Raw genomic sequence first — 20,894 nt, 5'->3', positions numbered from 1 at the left:
TAACGAGACCGTTATGCCCAGATGGCCGACCGTGCTTTTTTTGCTGTCGCTGATGACCTGGACCGCAACGGCTGGTGCGTTGACTCTTACCGACGAAGAACGTAACTGGCTGACGGCTCATCCGGAATTGCGCCTGGGCGTGGACGCGTCTTGGCCGCCGTTTGAATTTCGCGACGAACATGGGCGTTATCAGGGCCTGGCAGCGGACTACATCAACGTCATCCGTCAACGGCTGGCCATTAAACTCACGCCCATCGAGCCGGTCAGCTGGACCGAGGTCCTGAAGCAGGCCAAACAAGGCAAGCTGGACATCTTGCCCGGCATTATGTCGACCCCCGAGCGCCAGACGTATCTGTCGTTCACCCGCCCCTATCTCGACTTTCCGATTGTCATTCTGGCTCACGTCGGAGGGCCCCAACCGCGCAAACTCGAAGACCTGTACGGGCTGAAGATCGCCGTGGTGGAAAACTACGCCCCCCATGAACTATTGCGCACCCGCCATCCCGACCTGAATCTGGTGGCGATGCCCAACGTCAGCTCGGCGCTGCAAGCGCTCGCCACCGACGCCGTGGACGCCGTAGTAGGCGATCTTGCCTCCAGTGTCTGGAGCCTGCGCCAGCTCAAGCTCGACGGGCTTTACGTCAGCGGTGAAACGCCCTATCGCTACCAATTGGCGATGGCCGTGCCCCCGAACAACAAGCTGTTGGTCAGCATCCTGGACAAAGTCCTGGCAGACATGACCCCAAGTGAAATCAGTGCCATCCAGGAACATTGGGTCGGTAACGTCCTGGACCATCGAACCATCTGGCTCGACGTGCTGATTTACGGCCTGCCTGGATTGCTGTTTCTGATGATCGTGCTGGCGGTGGTTATCCGGATCAACCGCCGACTCAGTTCGGAAATTGCCCGTCGGGTCGCTCTGGAACAGGAGCTGCGCAGCAGCGAATACCATTATCGCGGGCTGGTGGAGAGTCTTTCGGCCATCGCCTGGGAAGCCCGGATCAGCGATTACACCTACAGCTACGTGTCACCTCATGCTGAGGAGCTCCTTGGTTACCCATTGCCCCACTGGCTGATTCCGGGCTTCTGGCGCAACATCATCCACCCGGCGGATCTGACCCGGGCCCAAACCTTCTGCGACCGTGAAGTGGCAGCCGGGCGCGATCACAGCGTCGATTACCGGGTCATCACCGCCGACGGCCGCTGCCTGTGGGTCCGCGATATCGTCAGCTTGATCGAGCACGCCCATGAACCAGTACTGCGCGGGCTGATGATCGACATCAGCGAAGCCAAGCGCACTGAAGAGGCGCTGCGCCTGTCGGAACAAAAGTTCGCTTCGGTGTTCCAGCAATGCCCGGATATTCTGGTGATCGCGCGGCTTTCCGACGGTTGTCTGCTGGAAGTCAATGAAGCGTTCGAAGAGCAGATTGGCCTCAAGGCTGAAGACGTCATAGGCCAGACCGCCACTGACCTGAACATCTGGGGCGTACCCGGCGTGGGGCCGGGTTTGTTGCAGCGATTGCAGGCCGGCAGCATCCGCAACCTGGAGATGCCCTTTCGCCGCAGCAATGGCCAGGTGTTTACCGGCCTGATTTCCGCCGAACCTTTCGATCTCGATACGACCCCGGCCCTGGTGGTCGTCGTGCGGGACATCAGTCAGCTCAAGGAAACCCAGCAACAGCTGCAAACCTCCGAAGAGAAATTCGCCAAGGCCTTTCATGCGTCTCCCGACGGCTTGCTCTTGTCCCGGCAGAGCGACGGCTTGCTGTTGGAAGTCAACGAAGGCTTCAGCCGTATTACCGGGTTCAACAGCGCGATGTCCGTGGATCGATCAGCCCTGGACTTGGGGATCTGGGTCAATCTGAACGAGCGCAAACAGATGCTCGAGTTGCTGCACCGGGATGGTTTCGTCCGTGACTTCAGTTGCCACATCCGCCGCAAAGACGGGCAGATCCGGCTCTGTGAGGTTTCAAGCCGGCCGCTGCCCATCGGCGATGAGGACTGCATGCTGACCATCGCCCGGGACATTACCGAGCGGCATCTGATGCAGGAGAAATTGCAGCAGGCCGCCACGGTGTTCGAGAGCACTGCCGAGGGCGTATTGATCACCGACACCCAACAGCACATCAGCGCGGTCAATCGTGCGTTCACCGAAATTACCGGCTACAGCGAGAGCGAAGCTCTGGGCCATACTCCTCGCCTGCTCGCCTCGGGCCTGCATGACAGCGCATTTTATGCGGCGATGTGGCATCAGTTGACTGCCGACGGTCATTGGCAAGGCGAGATTTCCAACCGGCGCAAGAACGGCGAGCTCTACCCGAGCTGGCTGACTATCAGCGCAGTGCGCAACCGGGATAAATTCATCACCCACTTTGTTGCGGTGTTCGCGGACATTTCCAGCCTCAAGCACGCGCAGGCCAAACTCGACTACCAGGCGCACCACGACCCGCTGACTGGCCTGCCAAACCGCACACTGTTCGAGAGTCGGCTGTTGACCGCGCTGAACAGCCAACAGGAAAACGGTGGCCAGGGCGCGGTGCTGTTCCTCGACCTGGACCGCTTCAAACACATCAACGACAGCCTCGGCCACCCGGTCGGTGACCTGCTACTCAAAGGCATTGCCGTGCGCCTCAAGGAGCAGTTGCGCGATATCGATACCGTTGCGCGGCTGGGGGGCGACGAATTCATCATCCTGCTCCCCGGCCTGCAACAGTCCAGCGACGCCGACAACATCGCCACCAAGCTGCTCAATTGCTTCGGCGCCCCTTTCCAGGCCGGCGAGCACGAGTTTTTCATCAGCGCCAGCATCGGCACCAGCCTGTATCCCAAGGACGGCTGCGACGTCGCTACACTGGTCAAGAACGCCGATGCTGCGATGTATCGCTCCAAGGCCAAGGGCCGTAACCGGGTTGAAAGCTACACTCGCGACCTCACCGCCCAAGCCAGCGAGCGCGTGGCGCTGGAACATGAACTGCGGCGCGCTATCGAGCGCAATGAGCTGTTTTTGTACTACCAGCCCAAAATCAGTCTGGACGATCATCGAGTAGTCGGCGCCGAAGCGCTGATTCGCTGGCATCACCCCACCTTCGGCGATGTACCTCCCGAGCACTTCATTCCCCTGGCCGAAGAGAACGGCATGATCCTGCAAATCGGCGATTGGGTACTTGAGACCGCCTGCCGACAGATGTACGAGTGGAATCAGGTCTATGAGTGCCTGGGCCCACTCTCAGTCAACCTCGCGGGTGCGCAACTGCGCCAGCCGAACCTGCTTGGCAGGATCGAACAATTGCTCAAAGACAACCACCTCAACCCTGGCTTCCTGCAACTGGAGATCACTGAAAACTTCATCATGAGCCAGGCCGAAGAAGCGCTGGCGGTGCTGCACCAACTCAAACGCCTGGGTGTGCAACTGGCTATCGATGATTTCGGCACCGGCTATTCGTCCCTGAGCTACCTCAAACGCCTGCCGCTGGACATCCTCAAAATCGACCAATCCTTCGTCCGCGGCCTGCCGGATGACCCACACGACGCGGCGATTGTTCGCGCAATCATCGCCCTGGGCCGCAGCATGCAATTCACCGTCATCGCCGAGGGCGTCGAAACCCAGGCGCAGCAGCAATTCCTGGCTGCGGAGGGCTGCGAACAGATCCAGGGTTACATCGTCAGCCTGCCGCTTCCCCCCGACGAATTCGCCGCGACGTTTCTTCATACAGCCATATTGGATTTTTCGGATAGCACAGCTGAGAAACCATCGCTATAATCCGCGGCCTACTGAGGGCCTATAGCTCAGTTGGTTAGAGCAGGGGACTCATAATCCCTTGGTCGTAGGTTCGAGTCCTACTGGGCCCACCATACTCAAAGCCGCGCACTGCGCGGCTTTCGCGCTTCTGGGTTGGCCACCGCTGATACAGTCCTATGGACACCGGCGCGATCCAGGGCTGGTGACCCCTTCGCTGCAAAGGCTTGCGTGATCCGCCTTAACTCGATTGGTGAACTCCCTTTTCAGCCGGTGCAAGTTCGGGGAACTCAACCAGCAGTGCCTTGTTACCTCTGGCGATGTGTTCCATCACCGCCATGGCGATGTTTTCACGCACCATCCCGATCGAGACGTAATACATGGCCCAGGCTTGTTCGGGCGTGCAGTGGCCGATCTGCTCCTCAATCTCCTTGTAGGCTTTGTATTCGTCCGACTCCAAGTAGCATTGGCAATCACCTTGGTACATGATTTTTCCCCTTCCCTAGAATTTTTGTGACAACCCCTAAGTAAGTCGGCTGATAAGGGCTGCCCCTGCTCCCTACGTGATTACCAGTGCTCCAAATAAACGCGGACTATTGCAGGAGACGCACCCATTTCGCAATAATTTCGCTTTTAATTTCTCTGTAGCACCCCACAGCACTCTCACATAAAATAAAGATCCTCATAAAACAACAAAGATCACGTACCACTCTTCACTTTGGTCCAAACCCGAGTGCGGATTCGCTCCAATTTCAATGGCAGCGGTTCAAGTGGAACAAGTGCAGCAACGGTCTTTTTGTCTGGATAAATCCAAGTATTGTCGCGCAGCTTCTGCTCAACAAACTCCGCGGCATCTTTATTAGCGTTCGGATACAACGTGTGATTTGAGCTCTTGGCAATAACTTCTGGTCGCAACATATAATTAATAAATGCCATGCCTTCCTTTGGGTGGGGAGCATCTTTTAACAGAACCAGATTTTCTGACCAAACCAGCGCCCCCTCGCGAGGAAGGCTGTATGCAATCTTGCGTCCAGTATTAGCCTTCTCGTTGATGGCCTGCGCAGCAAGGGCACCATTGGCCCATCCTACAACTGCACAAATATTGCCATCAGCCAAGTCAGAGTCGATTCTGGATGAGTCGAAATAGAGGACGTAGGGGCGGATTTTTAACAACAGGGCTTGAGCTTTCTGGTAATCATCGGGGTTCCTACTGTTGCTAGGAAGCCCAAGGTAATGCAAAGCAATTGAAATGATCTCACTTGGAGAGTCGAGCATTGCCACACCGCAAGACTTGAGCTTGCTGATGTTTTCTTCTTTGAAGATCAAGTCCCAGCTATTCACCGGAGCATTATCACCCAATGCCGCTTTGACTTTATCAACGTCATAGCCAATGCCGGTGGTGCCCCATAAATAGGGAACAGCGTAGCGATTACCAGGGTCATTGACCGCAACCTGGGCCAAGATATCAGGATCGATGTGTGACAAATTACTCAGTTGATTACGATCCAACGGCTGAAGTACTCCCGCCTGGATCAGGCTTGGCAACACGTTGGAGGTAGCCACAACCACGTCGTACCCCGTGCGCCCAGCCATCACTTTACTCTGCATGATTTCGGCACTGTCGAACGCATCCATATGGATGCTGGTGCCGGTTTCCTGCTCAAACTCCTTTGGGGTCTCCGGTGCGATAAACCCGAACCAGTTATACAGATACACCCCAGGCTCTACAGCCCCCACTGATGTGCTTATCCCTGCACAGAGAAGCGAGGCTGCAAAAATGGTTCGCAAAGGTGATTTGCTCATACAACTATCCTTGTCAAGACGACATGCCCTCATGGCCATCGTGAATCCTGATCGTGAATATACCCGGCATTGACGAATAGTAAATACCTACGAATACTTAGCTGCGACCTACGAATCCCTAACCCTAAAGGGGTAGAAAATGCCACTCGACCTTCATAGCCTGGCTTGGCACCGATCGATTGGAAAGCTGATCATGCAGTTGAACCGTCCAGAATTCTGGAGCTCACTTATTCGTACGTTAAATGAATATGTGCAAATTGATAACTGGGTCGTATTAATATTTAGCAATCAGCAAGTGAAAGTTGTTAGTCTTCCTGAAGTAGCAGACACAGAAGAGTTAGATGCATTCATTCATCGCTACGTAAAGGGACTTTATATGCTGGATCCATTTTATATAGCTAATCGAGAAAACCCGCAGAGCGGTTTTTTTCATATGCTGGATATTGCACCGGAGCACTTTCTTGAAACCGAGTATTATCATCAATACTTCGCACAGTATATCTCTGTAGATGAAGCGCAGTACAATGTTCAGCTCGATGCCGATAGAACGCTATGCATTTCCTTTGGCAGTAACGTCCGCTTCAACCAAGAGCAAATAACAATACTTGACATTATCAAACCATGGGTAATTGCATTAATGCATCAACGCATGTGTTTTGAAACCGACATAGAAAAAGACCTCCCCGAACCAGCTCTATGGCCAGAAACAATTCTCCAGCTTGGCACACAAATAACAACACGCGAAAAGGACGTCCTCAAGTTATTACTTAGTGGCTTCTCTAACAAAGAGATAGCAGGAAAACTTTCCCTGTCGGCAGAAACGATAAAAGTTCACCGCCGAAATATTTACGCCAAATTAAACATCAAATCACAACCCGAATTGTTTGCTCGATTTTTTATGCCAAAACAGGATATCTGCCCTGTAAATTGAAGTCAGCGCTTGGCACTTTTCAGGCCCAGACACTCAACGACGGAATGGCCTGCACTGGCTGTAACCGTTCAAGCATTTCCCCCGTCAACACGACCTCATAAGTATCCGCCGGCCTCCCCCATTGCTCCACGATGACCATGCCGTCTACCAGCGCCGCGCCCAATCCGATAATCGTATCGGCCAACGCCTCTACGATTTGCTGAGTCCGCAACCACACACGATCAGTAATCTCTTTAAGCTCGGCAGTTATGCGCTCGGACGACGCTGCATCCGTATCGGGGTAGGAGATATTTCGCAGCAAATGCCGTAACTCCCTTACTTTTGCGTAGTCCTGTTCTGCCCCGAGCTCTCCATTCAGGATGGCTGTCGCTTTCAATTTATCGACAAGTTTCCTGGCCGAATGCTTTACAGGTAAGGTTTGACTCATGGCTCCTGCAAAGAGGACGATCAGCCGACTTTCCAAATGTTCCTTCATTTCTTCTATCGAGGAAATTGACCGCGTCAAGATAATGGAAGCCCCGGCCTGATGCCTCAAGTCCATGGTGACTTTCAAGGTCACATCACCCGTTTCAAAGCCCAAAGCTCGGGCAACCACGTAGTGTCCCATTTCGTGATTCGCGATCTGCAGTGCATGTTCCCGTATAACGGGAGGCATTTTCTTGTTCATTCCTATCATCTCCCGTCACAGCTCTCCGTTGCGTATTCGACTATGAGAATAACGGCTCGTGCCTCATCCAAGGCTAGTCCAGACAACCGCCACGAGCACCGTGCAGGATGTGCCTGTAACATGCCTGCCCATTGCTCTGTACCGCTGGAGATGCCCCTTTGCCTGACACTCGCCCGCCCGCTCTCGACGAAATCGACCGCCAATTGATCGCGGCCTTGCAAATCAACGCGCGCGAAAGCGTGGCCATGCTCGCCCGGCAACTGGGTATCGCCCGTACCACGGTGACGTCGCGTCTGGCGCGGCTGGAGAAGGCCAAAGTGATTACCGGTTACGGTGTGCGCCTGGGGCAACGGGTGGTGGATGGCGGATTGCAGGCGTACGTCGGGATTACCGTACAACCGCGGTCCGGCAAGGAAGTGCTGCGTCGCCTGAGCGCCATGGCGCAGGTGCAGCAGTTGTGTGCGGTGAGTGGCGAATTCGATTATGTAGCGTGGTTGCGCACCGACTCGCCGGAACAGCTGGATCAGTTGCTGGATCAGATCGGCAGTGTGGACGGCGTGGAGAAGACGACGACTTCAATCATTTTGAGCAGCAAGATTGATCGGGGGCAGCCGGTTTGAGTTTCTGCCGGTAGGTCTTCGGTGTTTGCTCGGACCTCTTCGCGGGCAAGCCTCGCTCCTACAGCATGTAGTGATACGTCGTCATATTGATCAAGTAATTAGCAAAATGACGACACATTGCGTCTTATTAACGTGTTCTACGCTCTCTAGAATGGCTGCCATCTTTTCCTATACTCAGACGCGCACTCTGCGTCAGGTCGCCAGCAAGGTCAGCCATGAACAAGAACAATCGCCATCCTGCAGACGGTAAAAAACCGGTCACCGTTTTCGGCCCGGACTTTCCTTTCGCTTTCGACGACTGGATCGAACACCCGGCCGGGCTGGGCAGTATTCCGGCGCACAATCACGGTGCTGAAGTGGCGATTGTCGGGGCAGGCATTGCCGGCCTGGTGGCCGCCTACGAATTGATGAAACTGGGCCTCAAACCCGTCGTCTACGAAGCCTCGAAGATGGGCGGCCGTCTGCGCTCCCAGGCCTTCAACGGCGCTGAAGGCATCATCGCCGAACTCGGCGGTATGCGATTCCCAGTGTCGTCCACTGCGTTTTATCACTACGTCGACAAGCTCGGCCTCCAGACCAAGCCCTTCCCGAACCCGCTGACGCCTGCGTCGGGCAGCACGGTAATCGATCTGGAAGGCAAAACTCATTACGCACAGAAACTGGCGGATCTTCCTACGCTGTTCCAGGAAGTCGCGGACGCCTGGGCCGATGCTCTGGAAGCCGGCTCGCAGTTCTCCGATATCCAGCAAGCGATCCGTGACCGCGACGTGCCGCGCCTCAAGGAACTGTGGAACACCTTGGTGCCGCTGTGGGACGACCGCACGTTCTATGATTTCGTCGCCACCTCCGAAGCCTTCGCCAAGCTCTCGTTCCATCACCGCGAAGTGTTCGGCCAGGTCGGTTTCGGTACTGGCGGCTGGGACTCGGACTTCCCCAACTCGATGCTGGAAATCTTCCGCGTGGTGATGACCAACTGCGACGATCACCAGCATCTGGTAGTCGGCGGCGTGGAACAAGTGCCGCTGGGCATCTGGCGCCATGTGCCGGAGCGTTGCGTGCATTGGCCTGAAGGCACCAGTCTCAGTTCGTTGCACAGTGGCGCGCCGCGCTCCGGCGTGAAAAAAATTGCCCATGCACCGAACGGGCGTTTTACCGTCACCGATAACTACGGCGACACACGCGAATACGCGGCAGTACTGACCACCTGCCAGAGCTGGCTGCTGACCACCCAGATCGAATGCGACGAAAGCCTGTTCTCGCAAAAGATGTGGATGGCCCTGGACCGCACCCGCTACATGCAATCGTCGAAAACCTTCGTGATGGTCGATCGCCCATTCTGGAAGGACAAGGACCCGGAAACAGGCCGCGACCTGATGAGCATGACCCTCACTGATCGCCTGACCCGCGGCACGTACCTGTTCGATAATGGCGACGACAAGCCAGGAGTGATTTGCCTGTCGTACTCATGGATGAGCGACGCCCTGAAAATGCTCCCGCACCCGGTGGAGAAACGCGTGAAACTGGCGCTGGACGCATTGAAGAAGATCTACCCGAAAGTCGACATCGCCGCACGGATCATCGGCGATCCGATCACCGTTTCATGGGAAGCCGACCCGCATTTCCTCGGAGCTTTCAAAGGCGCCCTGCCCGGCCACTACCGCTACAATCAGCGCATGTACGCGCACTTCATGCAGGACGACATGCCGGCCGAGCAGCGCGGGATTTTCATCGCTGGTGACGACGTTTCGTGGACGCCGGCCTGGGTCGAAGGCGCGGTGCAGACGTCGCTCAACGCGGTGTGGGGCATCATGAAACACTTCGGCGGTGAAACTCACGCCGAAAACCCGGGTCCAGGAGATGTGTTCAACGAGATCGGTCCGATCGCCCTGCCCGAGTAAGAGGAATCCGAAATGCGCGTAGCCCTTTACCAATGCCCACCGCTGCCCCTGGATGTCGCAGGTAATCTGCAACGTCTGCATCAACTGGCGCTGGAGGCCAAGGGCGCAGACTTGCTGGTGCTGCCGGAGATGTTCCTGACCGGCTACAACATCGGTATCGATGCGGTCAGCGTGCTGGCGGAGGTGCACAACGGTGAATCGGCGCAGCAAATCGCGCGCATTGCCAAAACGACGGGGATCGCCATTTTGTATGGCTACCCGGAGCGTACCGAAGACGGGCAGATCTACAACGCCGTGCAATTGATCGACGCCAATGGCGAGCGGTTGTGCAACTACCGCAAGACTCACTTGTTCGGCGACCTCGATCACTCGATGTTCAGCGCCGGGCCGGATGAGTTTCCGCTGGTTGAACTTAACGGCTGGAAGCTTGGCTTTTTGATCTGCTACGACCTGGAGTTCCCGGAAAACGCCCGGCGCCTGGCATTGGACGGTGCCGAGCTGATCCTGGTACCGACGGCGAACATGACTCCCTACGATTTCATTGCCGACGTCACCGTCCGCGCACGGGCCTTCGAAAACCAGTGTTATGTGGCCTACGCCAACTATTGCGGCCACGAAGGTGAAATCCAGTATTGCGGCCAAAGCAGCATCGCCGCGCCGGATGGCAGCCGTATCGCCCAGGCCGGACTTGATGAAGCGTTAATTGTCGGTGAACTGGATCGTCAGCTGATGATCGATTCCCGCGCCGCCAATCGCTACTTCCTCGATCGCCGTCCCGAGCTATACGGCGAGCTGAACAAGCCCTAATCCGCTAGCATTAGCGCTTCTCTGTTCTGGAAGTGCTCATGCCTGCGCTGAATCACCCTCGCCTCCACACTGAAACCCTCGCCAATGGCCTGCGGGTGACGCTGCGTCATGCTCCCGATTTGAAGCGTTGCGCCGCTGCCTTGCGGGTCGCTGCCGGCAGTCACGACGTGCCACTGGCCTGGCCGGGGCTGGCGCACTTTCTTGAGCATTTGCTGTTCCTGGGTACAGAGCGCTTTCCCGCAGGGCAAGGGCTGATGGCCTACGTGCAAAGTCATGGCGGGCAGGTGAATGCGCGAACCAGCGAACGTACGACGGACTTCTTTTTCGAGCTGCCGCCTCAGGCGTTTAACGGTGGGCTGGAGCGTTTGTCAGACATGCTCGCTCATCCGCGTATGAATCCAGACGATCAGCGGCGAGAACGGGAAGTGCTGCACGCCGAATTTGTCGCTTGGTCGCGGGATGCGGCGGCCCAACAACAGTTCGCGCTGTACGATGGACTCTCGGCGGCTCATCCGTTGCGGGCGTTTCATGCGGGAAACCGTTACAGCCTGCCGGTGCCGCAACCCGAATTCCAGCAAGCGCTGAAGGACTTCTATCAGCGGTTTTACCAGACCGGGCAGATGACGCTGAGTTTGGCCGGGCCACAGAATCTCGATGAATTGAAGCGGATGGCACAGTCGTTTGCCGTCGCTATTCCCTCCGGCGAGAAAGTCCCTCAGACAAAATCCACCCTGTTGATGGATTCTTCAGACAATAGTTATCAACAGGCTGGAGAACGTCGGCTGGATCTGCTGTTCACCTTCGAAGCACTGCCCGACTCATCGCCCGAAGCGCTGGCGTTCCTGTGCCACTGGCTGAACGCCGAAAAAACCGGCGGCCTGTTGGCGCAGCTGCGAGAGCATGGGCTGGTGGACAACCTGAAAGCCACGCCGCTCTATCACTACGCTGGCCAAGCCTTGTTACACATCGAATTCACACGGCCCGCCCACGCTACGCAACCGGACAATGTGATCGGCGAACAGCTTCTGGATTGGCTGGGCTTTTTTGCCTCCCATCAGGATTGGGCCGAATTGCGCGAAGAGTATGCAGCTCTGCTGCAGCGCCAACAGCAAGTCAGTAGCGCCTTGCAACTGGCCCGACGAGACAGCGAACAGCTTGAAGCCGGGTTGTCTGAACAGGGCGTCGTCGCCCTCAAGGCAATCCTCAAACAAATCGGCGCTGTGGATAACTTCACCGGCCAGTGGCAACTGCCGACCCCCAACCCGTTTTTGCGCGCCGAGACGCCAGCCCCGAATGCCGGATTGATTCGCGGCCAGACCAGCGCTCACCGCGGCCTGCGGACGTTTGCCCAGGATCGCTCACGCAGTCGCCGCGAACGATCGCCGATGCAGTTCAGTCAGGCGTTGCCGGATAACACGGATGAAGGTGCGGTTTATCTGCGCTGGCGCCTGGAATCCGCACCTCACAGCCGCCTTCAGTCGAATCTGGAAAACAACCTGCGGTTGCTGCGCGAAGATGCGCGTCAGGCCGGTGTCGACTTTTCCTTCAGTGCTTCGGGCAACGAATGGCTGTTGAAAATGACGGGGCTGCAGGAGCCGATGCCGACAGTCCTCGAACATGCGCTGAAAGAACTGACAAAACCTGATGCCGATTTCTCACAGGAAGCGCCGGCGGCCGTTACATTGATGCCGATTCGACAGCTTCTCAAAGCATTGCCCAATCTATGCCATGAGCACAGCGTAGTCTCGGATGAGCTGCAGCAACTCTGGTCGAGCGCACGCTGGGATGGCTTGACGGCCGGCCTGTCTGCCCAGACACAAGCGGCGATGGGGTTTGCCTTGAGTCGTATTCCCGGCACTGCGGACAGTCAACTGACGCCGCCTCCGTCGATTCGCTCGCAGCATCTCTGGAACTTCGTCGATACCGCCTCCAGCGAACACGCACTGTTGCTCTTTTGTCCGACAGCCACCCATGACATCGCCGATGAAGCCGCCTGGCGTTTGCTCGCGCACGTGTGCCAGACGCCGTTCTACCAGCGCCTGCGGGTGGAGCTGCAACTTGGGTATGCCGTTTTCAGCGGACTACGCCAGTTAAACGGTCAGACCGGGCTGCTGTTTGGCGTGCAATCACCGAGCGTCGCGCCCCTGGATTTACTGGAACACATCGAACAGTTCCTCAGCGAATTGGAAGGGATGATCGAAAGCATCGATGACGCGACCTTCATTGCTCAACGCCAAGCCCTGGCCGATCAATTCGACAACACCGCCCTGCCCAACGCCCAGGCCGCCGAACTGCTCTGGCATGGCAAACTGTCCGGCCACTCGTCGGATTACCTGAAACATCTGCCTCAGGCGATTCTGATGATCGACCGTGCAGCCTTGCTGGCGGCGGCACAACGACTGAACCAGGCCGAAGGTGGCTGGCGCTGTCTGGCCAACGGACCGTGCCCCACTACGCTTTGGCAAGTGGCAAAATGATCATTACCGGTGCTGCAATTAGCTTTCTCAAAGATTCGTGGCCAATCGCTCTGTAATTTTGAGTAACATAGCCACCTAACTATCTGAACATCTCCGGCTGGAGGTGGACTATATGTATAGGTCTCAACTGTCCCATCCACCTGAAGGAGCGCTTCTATGTCCTGGTCCAAACCTGCTTACACCGACCTGCGTATCGGCTTCGAAGTCACCATGTACTTCGCAAGCCGCTAAGCTCTGCCGTCTGGTAGAGAATGCAGTGCTACGCCTCGGCTCGCCGGGGCGTTTTTATTTTCAGCTTTCAATGATGGAGCGGCCATGTTTGTCCAGATTCTAGGTTCCGCCGCCGGCGGCGGTTTCCCTCAGTGGAACTGCAACTGCGTGAACTGCGCAGGTTTTCGCGACGGCAGCCTGCGGGCCGAGGCGCGCACCCAGTCGTCCATCGCGATTTCCGATGACGGCGTGAACTGGGTGCTGTGCAATGCTTCGCCGGACATCCGCGCCCAGCTTCAGAACTTCGCTCCGATGCAGCCAGGTCGCGCGCTGCGTGACACCGGCATCAGCGCAATCATCTTGATGGACAGCCAGATCGACCACACCACCGGCCTGCTCAGCCTGCGCGAAGGTTGCCCGCATCAGGTCTGGTGCACCGACATGGTCCACGAAGATTTGAGCACCGGTTTCCCGTTGTTCACCATGCTGACTCACTGGAATGGCGGGTTGAACTGGAACCGTATCGAACTCGATCAGAGCTTCACCGTCCCGGCCTGCCCGAACCTGCGCTTCACCCCGCTGCCCTTGCGTAGCGCCGCGCCACCGTATTCGCCGCACCGCTTCGACCCGCATCCGGGCGACAACATCGGTCTGATCGTCGAAGACCTGAGCACCGGCGGCAAACTGTTCTATGCACCAGGCCTGGGTAAGGTCGACGCCGCGCTGATGAAGATCATGACCAGCAGCGATTGCCTGTTGGTAGATGGCACGATGTGGGACGACGACGAAATGCAGCGCCGTGGCGTCGGCACGCGCACTGGCCGGGAAATGGGCCACCTGGCGCAGAACGGCCCTGGCGGCATGCTCGAAATGCTGGAACAGTTGCCCAAACAACGCAAAGTGCTTATCCACATCAACAACACCAACCCGATTCTCGATGAGGATTCGCCGGAGCGTGCGGAGCTCGCCCGTCGCGAGGTTGAAGTGGCGTATGACGGCATGAGCATTGTGTTGTAGCGGATGGCCTCTTCGCGGGCAAGCCTCGCCCCTACAGAGCGATAACGCCGACCTGTAGGAGCGAGGCTTGCCCGCGAAGGCGTCCCACCAGATACACCAGAATCCACCGGTTGTACCCGGAGAACCGAAATGACTGACACCGCAATGTCCCCCGCCGAATTCGAAGCGGCCCTGCGCGCCAAGGGCGCCTACTACCATATCTATCACCCGTATCACGTGGCGATGTATGAAGGCCGGGCGACCCGCGAACAGATCCAGGGTTGGGTCGCTAACCGTTTTTATTATCAGGTGAACATCCCGCTCAAGGATGCCGCGATTCTGGCCAACTGCCCGGACCGCGAGATTCGTCGCGAGTGGATTCAGCGCCTGCTGGACCACGACGGAGCCCCCGGCGAAGAAGGTGGTATCGAAGCCTGGCTGCGCCTTGGGCAAGCGGTCGGCCTCGATCCGGATCAACTGCGCTCTCAGGAACTGGTGCTGCCTGGCGTGCGTTTCGCCGTCGACGCCTACGTCAACTTCGCCCGCCGGGCCCGTTGGCAAGAAGCCGCCAGCAGTTCGCTGACCGAGCTGTTCGCGCCGCAGATCCACCAATCGCGCCTCGACAGCTGGCCGCAACATTACCCGTGGATCGACCCAGACGGTTACGAATATTTCCGCACGCGTCTGGGCCAGGCTCGCCGGGATGTGGAGCATGGTCTGGCGATCACTTTGCAGCACTACACTACGCGGGAAGGCCAGGAGCGCATGCTGGAAATTCTCCAGTTCAAACTGGACATCCTTTGGAGCATGCTCGATGCCATGAGCATGGCTTACGAACTGAACCGCCCGCCGTACCACAGCGTGACCGAACAGCGGGTCTGGCATAAAGGAATCACCTTATGAGTTTCGATCGCAGCAAAACTCCGACATGGCGTCCCGGCTACCGTTTCCAGTACGAACCGGCGCAAAAAGGCCATGTGTTGCTCTACCCGGAAGGCATGATCAAACTGAATGACAGCGCCGCGCTGATTGGCGGCTTGATTGATGGCGAGCGGGACGTCGCGGCGATCATCGCCGAACTGGGCGCGCGGTTCCCCGACGTGCCTGAGCTCGGTGACGACATCGAGCAATTCATGGAGGTTGCCCGTGCTCAGCACTGGATCGAACTTGCCTGATTCCGTGTCAGACAAGTTACCGCCCAAGCCGGAAATCGGCCTGCCACTGTGGTTGCTGGCCGAGCTGACCTATCGCTGCCCGCTGCAGTGTCCGTACTGTTCCAATCCGCTGGACTTCGCTGAACAAGGCAAAGAATTGACCACCGAGCAGTGGATCAAAGTCTTTCGAGAAGCGCGAGAAATGGGCGCGGCGCAGTTGGGGTTTTCCGGCGGTGAGCCGCTGGTGCGCCAAGACCTCGCCGAGCTGATCTTTGAAGCGCGCAAGCTGGGCTTCTACACCAACCTGATCACCTCCGGCATCGGCCTCACCGAACAGAAAATCAGCGACTTCAAGAAGGCCGGTCTGGACCACATCCAGATCAGTTTCCAGGCCAGCGACGAGCAAGTGAATAACCTGCTGGCCGGCTCAAAAAAGGCCTTCGCGCAAAAGCTCGAAATGGCTCGCGCAGTGAAGGCTCACGGCTACCCGATGGTGCTGAACTTCGTCACCCATCGGCACAACATCGACAAGATCGACCGGATCATCGAGCTGTGCATTGCCCTTGAAGCGGATTTCGTCGAACTCGCGACGTGCCAGTTCTACGGCTGGGCCCAGCTCAATCGGGTTGGCCTGTTGCCGACCAAAGAACAATTGGTTCGCGCCGAACGCATCACCAATGAATACCGCGCCAAATTGGAAGCCGAAGGGCATCCGTGCAAGCTGATTTTCGTGACGCCGGACTATTACGAAGAACGTCCGAAAGCCTGCATGAACGGCTGGGGCAGTATTTTTCTGACGGTCACGCCGGACGGAACCGCGCTGCCTTGCCATGGTGCCCGACAGATGCCGGTGCAGTTTCCCAACGTGCGCGACCACAGCATGCAGCACATCTGGTACGACTCGTTCGGTTTCAACCGCTTTCGCGGTTACGACTGGATGCCCGAGCCGTGCCGTTCCTGCGACGAGAAAGAAAAGGATTTCGGCGGCTGCCGCTGTCAGGCATACATGCTCACGGGTGACGCGAGTAACGCCGACCCGGTGTGCAGCAAGTCGGAACATCACGGCGTGATTCTCAAGGCCCGCGAAGAAGCCGAACACGCGACCCAGACCATTGAACAACTGGCCTTTCGCAATGAACGAAACTCACGCCTCATCGCCAAAAGCTGAACCCTTGAGCGCCGCCAAGGCTGTCGCGGCGGGCATCGACTTCGCCGAGTTGCAAGTCGGCAAGCATGGATTGTTCTGGAACGAATACCGGCCTGAGGATGCCGCCTGCCGGATCTGGCAGTGGCGCGACGGCCAGGCTCGTTGCCTGACGCCGCCCACCTTCAGTGTGCGCAGCCGGGTGTACGAATATGGCGGCGGCGCGTTTTGTCTGACCGATGACGGGCTGGTTTTCGTCAACGAGGCCGATCAGCAGCTGTATCGGCAATCGCTGACCGGTGAGGCGCCTGAGGTGCTGACTTCAAGTGAATGCCGTTACGGCGATCTGCAATTCGCCGACGGGCAGGTGCTGGCGGTGGAAGAGAACCGCGATCAACATCGCCTGGTGGCGATCGATCTGGTTGACGGCCAGCCTCATCTGCTGGCCGAAGGTGCCGATTTCTACTCGGCACCGACCTTGAGCCCTGACGGTCAACGTCTGGCCTGGATCGAGTGGAATCGCCCGGATCAACCGTGGACCGCTACCCGCCTGATGGTTGCCGAACGCCAGAGCGATCGCAGTTTTGCGCAACCTCGATGTGTGGCCGGCGATAGTGCCCAGGAGTCACTGCAACAACCTCGATTCGATGACAGCAGCCGTCTGTATTGTCTGACGGATCGCGGTGGTTTCTGGCAGCCGTGGGTGGAGTCGAGCAACGGTCTGAGTCCACTTCCAAGCGCTGCCGCCGACCATGGACCCGCGCCTTGGCAACTGCGTGGTTGCACCTGGTTACCGTTGGGCGAAGACACTTATCTGGCGAGTTGGACCGAAGGTGGTTTTGGTCGACTGGAGCTTTGTCATGGCGATGGTTCCCGTGACGATTTCACTGGCGACTACAGCCGCTTCCGCCATCTCGCACAGAATGAGCAGTTCATCTACTGCATCGCCGCTTCGCCGGTCAGTTCGTCGGCGGTGATCGCCATTGACCGCCAGAACCGGCAGGTGAAGACACTCGCCGGCGGTGTTGCACCGCTGCCCGCCGAACAGATCAGCCGCCCGCAAACCCTGCGCTATCCGAGCGGCTCGGGCGAGGCCCACGGTTTCTTCTACCCGGCAATGACCAACGACACGAAACCGCCGTTGGTGGTGTTCATTCACGGCGGCCCGACTTCAGCCTGCTACCCGATGTTCGACCCGCGAATCCAGTATTGGGCGCAACGCGGCTTCGCCGTGGCCGACCTCAATTACCGAGGCAGCAGCGGCTATGGCCGCGCTTATCGCCAGGCGCTGCATTTGAGCTGGGGCGAGGTGGATGTGGAAGATGCCTGTGCGGTGGTGGCCTACCTCGCCGAACGTGGACTGATCGACGGCAACAAAGCGTTTATCCGTGGAGGCAGCGCCGGTGGCTACACCACGTTGTGCGCACTGGCCTTTCACAAGGTCTTTCGTGCGGGCGCCAGTCTGTATGGCGTCAGCGATCCCGTTGCGCTAGGCCGCGCCACCCACAAGTTCGAAGGCGACTATCTGGATTGGTTGATCGGCGACCCGGTGCAGGACGCCGAGCGCTACGCCGCGCGCACGCCATTGCTGCACGCGAACAACATCAGCGTTCCGGTGATTTTCTTTCAGGGTGAACTGGACGCCGTGGTGGTGCCCCAACAGACCCGCGACATGGTCAATGCGCTACAGGACAACGGCATTCTGGTCGAAGCGCATTACTACGCCGACGAGCGCCATGGCTTTCGCAAGGCCGGCAATCAGGCCCATGCGCTGGAGCAGGAGTGGTTGTTTTATCGACGGGTGATGGCGCTAGCGGGCTGAAACCGTGTCGCGCCGTTCGCGGGCAAGCCTCGCTCCTACAGAACATAGAGGCTTGCCCGCGAATGCTATTTACCTGACGCCGTGAATGTCAGCGCTTGGCGATGATATACACCGCATGCACGATCCCCGGAATGTAACCGCACAACGTCAGCAGAATGTTCAGCCAGAAGGCTCCAGCGAAACCGACTTGCAGAAACACACCCAGTGGCGGCAACAGAATGGCGATGATGATGCGAATAAAATCCATGGGGTAGCTCCTGATTGATGTTGGCTCTTGTGAAACGATACAGCTAATCGACCTGCGGCGATCTTCAGGGTTCATTGCGGCTCTTCAAGCCAGTATCTCCAGACCGTACTTCTGAACGATGCTCAGCAACTTCAACGCCATGCCACTGGGGTGTTTGTCTCCCGCCTCCCATTGCTTAACCGTCGAGGCGCTGGTGTTCAGATAACGCGCGAACACCGGCTGACTGACGTTGTTGCGTTCGCGCAACGCTTTGATCTGCTCTGCCGGGATCGCGTCCGGCACCCTTGCAAGGCATGACTCATCGAATTCGCGCATGGTCGCCTTGCTGATTGCACCGACGGTAAACAAGGCACTGGCCGATTCGTGTATCGATTCAAATACTTCGCTTTTGAATTTTTTACTCATGAGGTATCTCCAAAAACTCCTTAATGTCCAGCAAGCGCCGGACTTGCACATCTGTCAGTCCCGCGTAGGACTTAGCCAGCTTGCGTAAATCACTCAGCTCCGTCGGACTGATATTGCTCCGATCCTGCTTGGCAAACAGCATCTGATAAATCCAGTAACGCCCACCCTTGGCCAGAACAATCGACCGATGGCGATTGGCATTCAAACGTTTCTTCCAGATTCCGCCGCCGAGATTATCCGCTTGGCCATTGAGCATCTCGGCGAACGCCTCCCGAAGTTCCTCATCACTGATCCACGCCTTACCGGCTTGTATCGCAAAACTTTTTGTCTTGAATAGCCTTGGCGACATCGGCATCCCTTACCAAAACATACCACTCAGTGGTATAGATTTCAAAATCAGCTCTTCAACAAGGTTGTTCCGCTGGAACCGGCACTCCCTGCCGGTTCCCACTAAAAAGCCATTGATCCAGCAATCACTCAAGCGCCGAGATACGTTTGGCAAAACGTAGCCACAAAAAAACGCCCCACGCCAAAAGAATCAGGCGTGGGGCGATGCGTTATACCGCGAGACGGTTCGAGAATTCGTGTAGGACGGGTCTGATCAGACCGCAATACCTTTGCGGCACTGCAGTTGCGCGGTGCGTACGCGGGAAAAGGCGCGAGCCAGGCGCAGGAGCATTTCGTCGATATTGGCCTTGCTTACGGTGAGGGCTGGGGTAAAGCGCAAGCAATCGGGTTGCGGGGCGTTGAGCAGCAATCCTTCGTACAACGCAGCCTTGACTACGGCCTCAGCCGAATCGTCGGACAAATCAAGACCCCAGAGCAGTCCTTGCCCGCGTAACTCACCGTGACCGTAGCGATGAGCCAGACGACTCAAGCCTTCACGCAGATGCTGACCAAGCTCCCGCACATGATCGAGATGGCCCTTGTCCTGCACGTTGTCGAGGACGACAAGACCGGCAGCACTCATCAGCGCATTACCGTGATGCGTGCCGGTCAGTTCGCCGACTTCGAAACAGCAGGCTTGGCCTCGCGCCAGCAATGCCGCCAATGGCACGCCACCGCCGAGTCCTTTGCCGAGCACGACGATATCTGCCCGCACGCCGTAGGACTGTTCGGCGAGCAAGCTGCCGCAGCGACCGATGCCGGTTTGCACTTCGTCGAGTATCAACAAGATGCCAAGCTCACGACACAGGCGCTCGACACCTTTGAGGTAGTGTTCGGTGGCGGGAATCACTCCGGCCTCGCTCTGGATCGGCTCGAGCATGATTGCGACAGTCTGGGCGTCCACGGCCGCATGCAGTGCTGGCAGGTCATTGAATGGAACATGACTGAAGCCCGGCAGTTGTGGCTCGAATCTGTTGGTCAGATTCGAACTGTCCGACGCTGAAATCGTCCTGAGACTACGGCCATGACAACCTTTACTGGCAACAATGATCCGCGAAGCACCGCTGCGATGTCGCTGACCCCATTTACGCGCCAACTTGATCGCTGCTTCACAGGCTTCGCTGCCACTGTTGAGCAGGTACGCCTGGTCACTGCCGGTGCTGGTACAGAGCCGTTCCGTGAGGTTGAGCATGCCACGGTTGTGCAAACTGAAACCTGGGTTGATCAACGACTGAGCCTGTTCCGAAATGGCTTTGACCAGTGCCCAAGGGCTATGTCCAAGGCTATTGGCGCCGCCACCCTGTGAGAAATCAAGATAAGCGCGGTCATCGCTGTCCCACAGCCATGAGCCTTGGCCCCGCACGAAAATCTGTTTCGGCCGTTCGACACTGGGCATCAGGCACTCGCTGGATAAGTTTTCGCTTCTGGACGACAGGGGGGTGTCCATCGCCAGGTCATCAAGGCTCGGTGGTTTGCGTCGCAGGTTGAACAGATTCATTGGATAAAACCTCGTTTGAGGTTTTCTGTCTTGCCTATGTAAACACCATTGTCGTAAACGGTATTCATCGTGCGCTATGGCCCTGTAAGCCC

At 57.4% G+C, this 20,894-nt stretch carries 19 protein-coding genes and 1 tRNA gene; 13 read left to right on the top strand and 7 right to left on the bottom strand.

Annotated elements, in window-relative coordinates; genetic code table 11:
* Window positions 1-13: 13 nt before the first annotated feature.
* Window positions 14-3,760 carry a bifunctional diguanylate cyclase/phosphodiesterase gene (locus tag PMI18_RS07850; protein WP_007904229.1) on the top strand — a complete coding sequence of 1,249 codons (3,747 nt, stop codon included), beginning with the start codon at window positions 14-16 and terminating at the stop codon, window positions 3,758-3,760.
* 15 nt (window positions 3,761-3,775) lie between these two features.
* Window positions 3,776-3,852, top strand: a tRNA-Ile gene (locus PMI18_RS07855).
* 125 nt (window positions 3,853-3,977) lie between these two features.
* Here PMI18_RS07855 and PMI18_RS07860 read toward each other — a convergent pair.
* Both PMI18_RS07860 and PMI18_RS07865 read right to left on the bottom strand, forming a co-directional pair.
* Window positions 3,978-4,223: a hypothetical protein gene (locus tag PMI18_RS07860; RefSeq protein ID WP_007904228.1), complete on the bottom strand. Its 246-nt coding sequence runs from the start codon at window positions 4,221-4,223 to the stop codon at window positions 3,978-3,980.
* A 212-nt stretch (window positions 4,224-4,435) separates the two neighbouring features.
* Window positions 4,436-5,539 (bottom strand): polyamine ABC transporter substrate-binding protein, encoded by a 1,104-nt coding sequence (locus PMI18_RS07865; protein ID WP_033036750.1) that lies wholly within the window; start codon window positions 5,537-5,539, stop codon window positions 4,436-4,438.
* A gap of 139 nt (window positions 5,540-5,678) precedes the next feature.
* On the opposite strand from PMI18_RS07865, the gene PMI18_RS07870 reads away from it, so the two are divergent.
* Window positions 5,679-6,470 (top strand): helix-turn-helix domain-containing protein, encoded by a 792-nt coding sequence (locus tag PMI18_RS07870; protein WP_007904221.1) that lies wholly within the window; start codon window positions 5,679-5,681, stop codon window positions 6,468-6,470.
* 19 nt (window positions 6,471-6,489) lie between these two features.
* Here PMI18_RS07870 and PMI18_RS07875 read toward each other — a convergent pair whose 3' ends face one another.
* On the bottom strand, window positions 6,490-7,137 hold the full coding sequence (locus PMI18_RS07875; RefSeq protein ID WP_007904220.1) for a hypothetical protein: 648 nt from the start codon (window positions 7,135-7,137) through the stop codon (window positions 6,490-6,492).
* A gap of 158 nt (window positions 7,138-7,295) precedes the next feature.
* On the opposite strand from PMI18_RS07875, the gene PMI18_RS07880 reads away from it, so the two are divergent.
* The 10 genes from PMI18_RS07880 (at window position 7,296) to PMI18_RS07920 (ending at window position 18,265) form a co-directional block, all read left to right on the top strand.
* Window positions 7,296-7,757: an Lrp/AsnC family transcriptional regulator gene (locus tag PMI18_RS07880; protein WP_007904219.1), complete on the top strand. Its 462-nt coding sequence runs from the start codon at window positions 7,296-7,298 to the stop codon at window positions 7,755-7,757.
* Window positions 7,758-7,972: 215 nt separating this feature from the next.
* On the top strand, window positions 7,973-9,655 hold the full coding sequence (locus PMI18_RS07885) for a flavin monoamine oxidase family protein (RefSeq protein ID WP_007904218.1): 1,683 nt from the start codon (window positions 7,973-7,975) through the stop codon (window positions 9,653-9,655).
* Window positions 9,656-9,667: 12 nt separating this feature from the next.
* Window positions 9,668-10,462, top strand: coding sequence for a carbon-nitrogen hydrolase family protein (locus PMI18_RS07890; RefSeq protein WP_007904216.1), 795 nt, complete (start codon window positions 9,668-9,670; stop codon window positions 10,460-10,462).
* Between the two features lie 38 nt (window positions 10,463-10,500).
* Window positions 10,501-12,939, top strand: a complete 2,439-nt coding sequence (gene pqqF, locus PMI18_RS07895) for a pyrroloquinoline quinone biosynthesis protein PqqF (protein ID WP_007904215.1) — start codon at window positions 10,501-10,503, stop codon at window positions 12,937-12,939.
* 156 nt (window positions 12,940-13,095) lie between these two features.
* Window positions 13,096-13,170, top strand: coding sequence for a pyrroloquinoline quinone precursor peptide PqqA (gene pqqA / locus PMI18_RS30610; protein WP_009045898.1), 75 nt, complete (start codon window positions 13,096-13,098; stop codon window positions 13,168-13,170).
* A gap of 84 nt (window positions 13,171-13,254) precedes the next feature.
* Window positions 13,255-14,166, top strand: coding sequence for a pyrroloquinoline quinone biosynthesis protein PqqB (gene pqqB / locus PMI18_RS07900; protein WP_007904214.1), 912 nt, complete (start codon window positions 13,255-13,257; stop codon window positions 14,164-14,166).
* 129 nt (window positions 14,167-14,295) lie between these two features.
* Window positions 14,296-15,048 carry a pyrroloquinoline-quinone synthase PqqC gene (pqqC, locus tag PMI18_RS07905; RefSeq protein WP_007904213.1) on the top strand — a complete coding sequence of 251 codons (753 nt, stop codon included), beginning with the start codon at window positions 14,296-14,298 and terminating at the stop codon, window positions 15,046-15,048.
* Window positions 15,045-15,320, top strand: coding sequence for a pyrroloquinoline quinone biosynthesis peptide chaperone PqqD (pqqD, locus tag PMI18_RS07910; protein WP_007904212.1), 276 nt, complete (start codon window positions 15,045-15,047; stop codon window positions 15,318-15,320). The genes pqqC and pqqD overlap by 4 nt, the downstream gene beginning before the upstream one ends.
* A 4-nt stretch (window positions 15,321-15,324) precedes the next feature.
* Window positions 15,325-16,467 (top strand): pyrroloquinoline quinone biosynthesis protein PqqE, encoded by a 1,143-nt coding sequence (pqqE, locus tag PMI18_RS07915; protein WP_162131376.1) that lies wholly within the window; start codon window positions 15,325-15,327, stop codon window positions 16,465-16,467.
* A complete protein-coding gene (locus tag PMI18_RS07920) occupies window positions 16,433-18,265 on the top strand; it encodes a S9 family peptidase (RefSeq protein ID WP_007904207.1) in 1,833 nt (610 codons plus the stop codon). Before pqqE ends, PMI18_RS07920 begins: the two co-directional genes overlap by 35 nt.
* Window positions 18,266-18,353: 88 nt before the next feature.
* Here the strand turns inward: PMI18_RS07920 and PMI18_RS30605 are convergent, their stop codons facing one another.
* From PMI18_RS30605 to PMI18_RS07940, 4 genes are all read right to left on the bottom strand, one after another.
* Window positions 18,354-18,512, bottom strand: coding sequence for a YqaE/Pmp3 family membrane protein (locus PMI18_RS30605; RefSeq protein WP_007904205.1), 159 nt, complete (start codon window positions 18,510-18,512; stop codon window positions 18,354-18,356).
* A gap of 84 nt (window positions 18,513-18,596) precedes the next feature.
* Window positions 18,597-18,917: a helix-turn-helix domain-containing protein gene (locus PMI18_RS07930; RefSeq protein WP_007904202.1), complete on the bottom strand. Its 321-nt coding sequence runs from the start codon at window positions 18,915-18,917 to the stop codon at window positions 18,597-18,599.
* Window positions 18,910-19,266 carry a type II toxin-antitoxin system RelE/ParE family toxin gene (locus tag PMI18_RS07935; RefSeq protein ID WP_007904200.1) on the bottom strand — a complete coding sequence of 119 codons (357 nt, stop codon included), beginning with the start codon at window positions 19,264-19,266 and terminating at the stop codon, window positions 18,910-18,912. The genes PMI18_RS07930 and PMI18_RS07935 overlap by 8 nt, the downstream gene beginning before the upstream one ends.
* 252 nt (window positions 19,267-19,518) lie before the next feature.
* On the bottom strand, window positions 19,519-20,802 hold the full coding sequence (locus PMI18_RS07940) for an aspartate aminotransferase family protein (protein ID WP_007904198.1): 1,284 nt from the start codon (window positions 20,800-20,802) through the stop codon (window positions 19,519-19,521).
* Window positions 20,803-20,894: the final 92 nt, after the last annotated feature.

Origin of the sequence: Pseudomonas sp. GM102 (assembly GCF_000282555.1) — a bacterium.
GTDB lineage: Bacteria > Pseudomonadota > Gammaproteobacteria > Pseudomonadales > Pseudomonadaceae > Aquipseudomonas.
The sequence above is the reverse complement of the archived record's forward strand: the minus strand, read 5'-3'. Positions and strand labels throughout refer to the sequence as shown.